The organism is bacterium, from assembly GCA_036524115.1.
Classification (GTDB): domain Bacteria; phylum JAUVQV01; class JAUVQV01; order JAUVQV01; family DATDCY01; genus DATDCY01.
Genome location: DATDCY010000203.1, coordinates 1 through 7,722 on the forward strand (window position 1 = coordinate 1; position 7,722 = coordinate 7,722).

A 7,722-nucleotide genomic window follows, 5' to 3' on the forward strand; every position below is an offset into this window, starting at 1 on the left:
CTCGGCCCCGATCCGCGTGCCGTGCAGCGCGTGGAGCGCCCCGAGCGCGAACTGCGCCCCCGAGCCGATGGCGAAGTAGTGCTCGACCTCGGTCACGCTCATGTCCGGCCCGACGTAGTAGATGCCCCCGCGGTTCGCCACCAGGAAGGTCGAATCGAGGTTGCCGAACGGCCCGGACTCCTTCTCGTCGATCTGGTCGTCCACGAACGAGTAGCGCTTGTGCAGGTCGGTCCAGAGACGCAGGAAGAACTCGAAGATCTGCGCGCGCGAGCCGAGCCGCACCCGCCCGCGACGCGCGAGCACGTCGTCGAGGATGTTCTCGTAGAGGCCCCAGCCGGTGGCCGCGAGGTACGAGTCGCCGACGCGCCGGATCTTCTGCGCGGCGTGGAGCGTCGGCGGGACCTTCGTGTGCCCGAAGCTGGTGAGGGTGTCCGAGGCGACGATCAGCTCGCCGTCCTTCTCCAGGGCCAGTGCTATCGACATGAGACGTTCCTTTCGTCAGCGCGTTTCGATCCCGCGCGTCTTCAGGTGTTCCTTCACCGCGGCGATCGGCACCTCGCGCCGGTGGAAGATGCCGGCGGCGAGCGCGGCCTCGACGTCGGTGTGCTCGAAGACCTCGGCGAAGTGCGCCGGCGTCCCGGCGCCCGAGGAGGCGATGACGGGGATCGACACGGCGGACTTCACGGCGCGGACCAGCTCCAGGTCGAAGCCGGCCTTCGTGCCGTCGCGGTCGATCGAGTTGAGCAGGATCTCGCCGGCGCCGAGCCTCTCGCAGACCTGCGCGAGCGTCACCGCGTCCACCGGGCGCCCCTCGCGACCGCCCTTGACCGTGCACTGGAACCAGCAGAAACGCTCGCCCTCCGGGCCGTGCTCGGCCGTCGGGAAGACCCGCTGCGGGATCCCCTCGGGGCAGTCGACCCAGATGCGCCGCGGGTCGATCGAGATCACGACCGCCTGGTTGCCGTAGACCCGGGCGATCTGCTCGATCGAGGACTCGCCGGTGGCCGCGCCGGTGCGCAGGTACTCCTCGACCGTCGCCACGGCGTCCGAGCCGATCGAGATCTTGTCGGCGCCGGAGCGGAAGTACTCGCTGGCGACCTCCAGCGCGGACCAGCGCCGGCCGGCGGCGTCCGTGTAGCCGCGGATGCCCCCGCCGATGCACAGCGGCACGAAGACGTTCTCCGAGGTGCGCCGCAGCACCTCGAGCATCGGCTGGTCGGCCAGCGGCTCCTCGCGGAAGCTCGTGATGTTGAGGAAGGTGATCTCGTCGGCGCCCTCCTGGTAGTAGCGGCGCGCCAGCTCCACCGGCTTGCCGAGGTTGCGCACCTCGCCGGCCTCGCGCACATCGTACTGGTCGCCCTTGGTGACGACCAGATCGCCCGCGTCGTTCGTGCGCACGTCGAGGCAGGCGATGATGCGCTTCGCCAGGCGCGTCGGGGCGGGGAACGGCGGCGGCTCGGGGCCCGCGGCGAGATCATCGGCCGTGAGGAAGCGCCGCAGCAGGTCGAGGCCGGCGGCGCCGCTCTTCTCGGGGTGGAACTGCACGGCGGCGACCGCGCCCTTCTGCACCGCGCTCACGAACTCGCCGCCGTAGTCGGTCGTCGCCAGGACCCAGCCGCAGTCGCGCTCGTCCGGCACGCCGCGGTAGGAGTGCACGAAGTAGAGCTTCTCGCCGCCGTAGCCTTCGAAAAGCGCCGAGCGCTTGCGGATGTTAATGCCGTTCCAGCCCATGTGCGGCACCGCGAGGCCGCCCGCAGGGAAGCGGCGCACCATGCCGCGGATGATCCCGAGGCCGGTCGCCCCGAGGGACTCCTCGCTCCCCTCGAAGAGCACCTGCAGCCCGATGCAGATGCCGAAGAACGGCTTGCCCTCGAGCAGTCGCTGGCGCAGCGGCTCGAAGTAGCCGTCCTGCTGGAGGCGCCCGACGGCGCTGCCGAACGCCCCGACGCCGGGGAAGACGAGCCGCTCGGCCGCGAGGATGTCCGCCGGCGAGGCGACGTCGCGCACGTCGAAGCCGAGCGCCCGGATGGCGTTGCGCACGCTGCGCACGTTGCCTGCGCCGTAGTCGAGGAGGGTGACGGTGCCCATGGCGTGGTGGTCAGGGTCCTTTCCGTTTGTGCGGGGGGATTATACCGGATGTCGCCGGCGCAGGCGGCCGGTCGCACGTGTGCGCGTTCGCGACTGCGCGGCCCTGCCACCGCGCCGGCGCCGGCTTCACCGGGATAAGTCTTGTCTTGATTCTCCGATTTCCGTTTGCTAGTCTCCCGACACGCCGATCCTGATCGCAATAGGCAAGTATACCGCATTTGCAGCGCCCCAAGAACCGCGGGCGTATGGACCGAAAGAACCAAGCTTCGAGGGGCGGGTGTCCGTCCAGACGGCATCGGGGGGCAGGCAGAACTCACGTTCGGATGACGCAAGGAGGAAGGGCAGATGGCACCAAGGACGGCGTTCCGCGGGCACATCGCAGCATGTTTCGGGCTGCTACTCACAGTCTTGACCCTTCCCTCCGTCGCCGTCGCAGACGACCTCGTCTTCGGTCCCGAGACGTGCCAGCGCGGGAGCGGCGCACCAACGGTCTTTGACTTCACCTTCGCGGCGCCTGAGCCCGCGAGGGGATTCGTCTTCAAGGTCTACAACGGCGGACTGGAGGACGCGACGTACGAGCTGGTCAGCGCCAGCATCATCACGCTGAACGGCACGGAGATCCTGAACTCGAGCAACTTCAGCCAGAACGTCGCATACCTCGAAGTCCCGGTCTCGCTCCAAAGTCAGAACACACTGCGTGTCGAGGTCCGCGGCAAACCGGGCGGGGCGATGATTCTCAAGCTCTACCCGCTCATCGTCATCGATTCCCCGCTCGAAGGGGCGCTTCTCAACGCGCCGACCGCCGCGGTCTCCGGACATCTCAACGCGACCGCCACATCGGTCGACGTCAACGGCGTGGCGGCGACCATCAGCGGCAGCAGTTTCTCCGCCTCCGGTGTCCCGGTCGCCGAGGGCGCGAATACGCTGGTCGCGACCGCCACGCGGACGGATGGCATCTCCGGCACCGACAGCGTCCAGGTGACCGTCGCCTCCACGCCGCCGACCATCTCTCTTTCCGCGAACCTGACGAGCGTCATGCCGGGTCAGCCGGCGGTGCTCTCCTGGACCACCACCGGAGCCACGTCCTGCAGCCTCTCGCCCGGGAGCGGCGGCGTCGGCACGCCGGGAATCCCGAACCTCGTGCCCGTCGGCTCGCTCGCGGTCACGCCGCGGCAGACCACGACCTTCACGATGACGGCGTCCGGCGCCGGCGGGAGCGCAAGCGCCCAGGTGACGATCACCGTGATCACCGGGCCGCCGACTGTGTCGCTTTCGGCGAACCCGTTGGGGATCGTCTATGGGCAGTCGTCCCTGCTGTCGTGGACGTCGACGGCTGCGACCCAGGTGGTGCTCTCGCCCGGCTCGATTCCCCTCGCCGGCCAAGGGACGCGCGCCGTGACGCCCCAGTTCACGACGGCCTACACGATTGTCGCCACGAATCCCTACGGCTCCGCGACCGCGCAGGTGACAGTGACGGTCAGCGCCCATCCTCCTCCGAGCGTGACGCTCTCCGCGTCCGCCACGACCCTCCTCGCCGGGGAGTCCTGCACGCTTTCCTGGTCGTCCTCGGCGGCGACGACCGTGAGCATCGCGCCGGGCATCGGGGCCGTGGGTGCCAGCGGCAGCCAGGCGGTCTCGCCCTCGCAGACAACCACGTACACGATCACCGGGACCGGTCCTGGAGGCACGGCGACCAGCCAGGTGCAGATCATCGTCATTCCGCCGCCGACCATCGCCTTCTCTGCGAGCCCCGCGACGATCGGCCTGGGGCAGACGGCCACGCTCATTTGGACGAGCGCCGATGCCACGGCGGTGACCATCTCGCCCGACGTCGGCGCGGTGGACATGAACGGAAGCGCGACCGTCGCGCCGCTGACCACAACCACGTACACCGCAACGGCGACCGGCCCGGCGGGAGCCGCGACCGCCCAAGTCACGGTCATCGTGGTCCCCCCGCCGACGTTGAGCGCCCAGGCCACGCCCGCCGTGATAGCGCTGGGGGAAGCCTCGATCCTGTCCTGGACTTCGACCGATGCGACGAGCGTCGACATCTTTCCGGGCATCGGCCCGGTGGGCGCCAGCGGCGAGGTCACGGTCAGTCCGGCGGAGACGACGACATACACGCTCACCTGCTCAGGGCTGGCCGGCAGCGCGAGCACCCAGGTGACGGTCACGGTTCTCCAACCGCCGACGGTCAGCCTCGCGGTGACTCCCGAAACCATCGTCCGGGGCGAGAGCGTGACGCTGAACTGGTCCACGACGAACGCGACCGCGATCTCGGTCGACCAGGGTATCGGCGCGGTGGCGGAGACGGGCAGCCTCGTCCTGGCGCCCGCTGCGACGACGACCTATCGCCTCACGGCAACCGGTCCGGGCGGCGTCACGATCGGCGAGACAACCGTCGCGGTGACCCCTCCCGGCATCGAAGCCACCATCAGCGCCTCCCCGGCGACAATCGCGCCGGGCGGCTCGTCCACGCTCACCTGGCGCAGCTACGCGGCAGACCAGGTGGTCATCGAGCCGGGCGTGGGCATCGTGGCTGCGTCGGGAAGCGTCGCCGTTTCGCCCGCTGCAAGCACGACCTATCGGCTGACGGCCGTCGGGGCCTCCGGCGTGTACGCGGCATCGGTCCGCGTCTCCGTCGAGGGTTCGCCGGCGCCGATCCCGGCCGGCCAGTTCGGCGCGCGTTACCAGGACATCGTCCCGGCGGACGCCACCATCGGCGCCTACGACGTCAAGCGGTTCGCCCTCGTGACGGGCAGCGTACTCGGCCGGGATGGCCTAGCGCTGGCCGGCGTGCGCATCACCGTCCACACGCGCCCGGAGCTGGGAACGGCCACCTCCGGCGCGGATGGCGTCTACACGCTGCCGGTGGAGGGCGGCGGGGCGATCGTGCTGAACCTGGAGCGCGAAGGCTTCCTCCCCGCCCAGCGTCTGATCAACGTGGGATGGAACGACATCGCCCCGGTCGAACCCGTGGTGATGCTCCCCGAGGACCCGCTGGCGACCACGATTGCGCTGGACGGCAACCCGGCTAGCGTCTTCGTCCACCGCGGCTCGGTGACGACGGACGCGTTCGGATCGCGGGCGGCCACGTTGGCGCTCGCCGGCGACACCCGCGTCTACGCCATGACCGATGCGGGGGAGGTGGAGCTGAGTTCCTTCGAGATGCGCGCCACGGAATACGCGACGCCGGAGACGATGCCGGCGGTCCTGCCCCCCGAGTCGATCTACACCTACTGCGTCGACCTGAAGGCCTCCGGCCTGCCGAGCGTGCGGTTCTCCAAGCCCGCGGCGCTCTTCGTCGAGAACTTCTTCGGCATCCCCGTCGGGACGACCGTCCCGGTGGGCTACTACGACTTCAAGCTCGCCCGCTGGGTTGCCTCGCAGGATGGAAAGTGCGTCGCCTTGCTGGACACCAATGGGGACGGCGCGACGGACGCCCTGGATGCGACCGGCGACGGCCTGCCGGACGACCTCGACGGCGACGGGCAGTATGCGGACGAAGCGGGCGGTCTTGAGGACCCGGCTGTCTACCCGCCCGGCTCGACGCTCTGGCGGGCGGCCATCACGCATCTGACCCCCTGGGACCTGAACTTCGCCTGGATCTGGGTCTTCCCGAATGACTCCGGCTCGCCAAATGGCGGCGGGCCACCCAACGGCGGCGGGCCACCGCCGGGCGGCGGACCTAACGGCGGCGGCCCCGCTGGCGGCGGTCCCAACGGCGGCGGACCCGACGGCGGCGGTCCTGATGACGACGACCCCAACGGCTGCGATAACGGGGGGCCGGATCCCAGGGCCTCGCTCAGCTCCTACGCCGAGAGCCAGGCCAGGATCTTCCACGACGACGTGCCCATCCCCGGGGCTGACTTCCGGCTGCACTACGCCTCGGGCCGCGTGCCGGGCTATCGCGGCACGATCACGGTGCCGATCAGCGGCGCCACGGTTCCGGCCAGCCTGGACGAAATCGAAGTGCGGGTGACGGTCGCCGGCCGCGTCTTCGAGCAGAAGCTGCCGGCGGCCCCGAATCAGATCGCCACCTTCGACTGGGATGGCTTGGACCACCTGGGCCGCATGGTGACCACGCCAACCACCGCCACGGTGGAAGTAGGATTCACCTACCCCGCGTATATGGCCAACCCAACCGTGTCGCTGTCACCCGCGTTCGGTCGCCCGGGCGCCACCGCCCTGTTCTCGCTCGCGCGGATGAACGGCACCTGGTGGAAGACCTCGACGATCGACATCGAACGGAACCTGCCGGTCTCCGACCTCGGACAGGGGTGGGATCTGTCCATCCACCACACGATGTCGCCGGCCAACCCGACGGTTCTCTTCGAGGGGGACGGCTCGATCCTCCGCCAGGACCTGCGGCCGCTGCGCGTCTACGCCGCAGGCAGCCCGACCGTCTGGGTGGATTCTCATTGCGGCCCCTCCGGCATGGCCCTCGACGCGGCGGGCAATCTGTTCGTCAGCGACACCTGTGTCCACCGGGTCCTCAAGATCGACCGCGCCGGCGCGGTGAGCGTCTACGCCGGCCGCCAGGAGGACCGGAACTACGGCGGAGGGTTCGCGGGAGACGGCGGTCCGGCAACCAGCGCCCGGCTCAAGAACCCCACCGCCCTTGCCGTCGACCCGGCGGGCAACCTGTACATCTTCGACAGCGGGAATCTCAGGATCCGCAAGGTCGATACGGCCGGCACGATCACGACGGTTGTCGGCAACGGACAGTCGGGATCGAGCCCGGATGGGACCCCGGCGGCGGCGGCGAGTCTTCCATCGCTACCCTCGGCCGGTGGCGTCGCCGCCGACACGCTCGGGAATCTGTACTACATCGACCGGTTCGCTGGCATTCGCAAAGTCGGCTCCGATGGGTTGCTTACGACTTCCCTCAGCGGCGCAAGCGTCTACGACGCGCTGGCTGTCGATCGGGAGGGCAACCTCTTTGCCGGATACAACCCCTCGTACGGCGGCAGGGTGATACGGCGGCTCAGTCCCGACGGGCGGGTGGCGACGGTGGCCGGCGGCGGCAACAACGCGACCAATCGCGACGGCATCCCCGCCGGGCAGGCGTACTTCAGCGGCTTCCAGGGGCTCTCGATCGATCCGGATGGAAACTTCTACCTGATCTCCACCGACGACCAGGTCTACCGCATCGATCGGGCCGGCATCCTCCACTCGGTGCCCGGCCCCTGGCAACCGCGGGCCCTGGCGTTCGATCCGGCGGGGTCCCTGTACGAACTCAGCGTCGGCACGGGCTATGTCTACAAGCTGGCGGTGCCGCCCGCGACGGAGACGCTCGGCGATGCGGGGGACTTCCTCTTTACGGAGGGCGGGCTGGGGTATCTCTTTTCGGGGGCGGGCCGGCACAAGGCGACGGTCGATCTGGCCACCCGGGTCAATCTCTACACCTTCGGCTACGACGGCGAGCGGCTCGTCTCGGTCACGGATCGCTTCGGCAAGACGACGACCATCGAGCGGGACGGCGCCGGCGCGCCCACGGCCATCGTGCTTGCCGACGGCCGCCGGACGGCGCTCGCGGTGACCAACGGCCGCCTGGAGCGGGTGACCTACCCGGGCAACACGGGGTACGTCTTTGCCTATGATGGCGGCGGTCTCCTCCAGGAAAAGTGGGAC

General features: G+C 69.6%; 3 protein-coding genes. 1 reads left to right on the plus strand and 2 read right to left on the minus strand.

Annotation, left to right across the window (positions count from 1 at the left end; translation table 11 throughout):
• Both VI078_09770 and hisF read right to left on the minus strand, forming a co-directional pair.
• Positions 1-483: hypothetical protein (locus VI078_09770; GenBank protein HEY5999569.1), on the minus strand; the 483-nt coding region annotated here is incomplete at its 3' end.
• A gap of 15 nt (positions 484-498) precedes the next feature.
• Entirely contained in the window at positions 499-2,088 is a 1,590-nt protein-coding gene (gene hisF / locus VI078_09775) for an imidazole glycerol phosphate synthase subunit HisF (GenBank protein HEY5999570.1), read from the minus strand.
• A 408-nt stretch (positions 2,089-2,496) separates the two neighbouring features.
• Here hisF and VI078_09780 point away from each other — a divergent pair.
• Positions 2,497-7,722 (plus strand): hypothetical protein (locus VI078_09780; GenBank protein ID HEY5999571.1); only part of this gene is annotated, 5,226 nt, incomplete at its 3' end.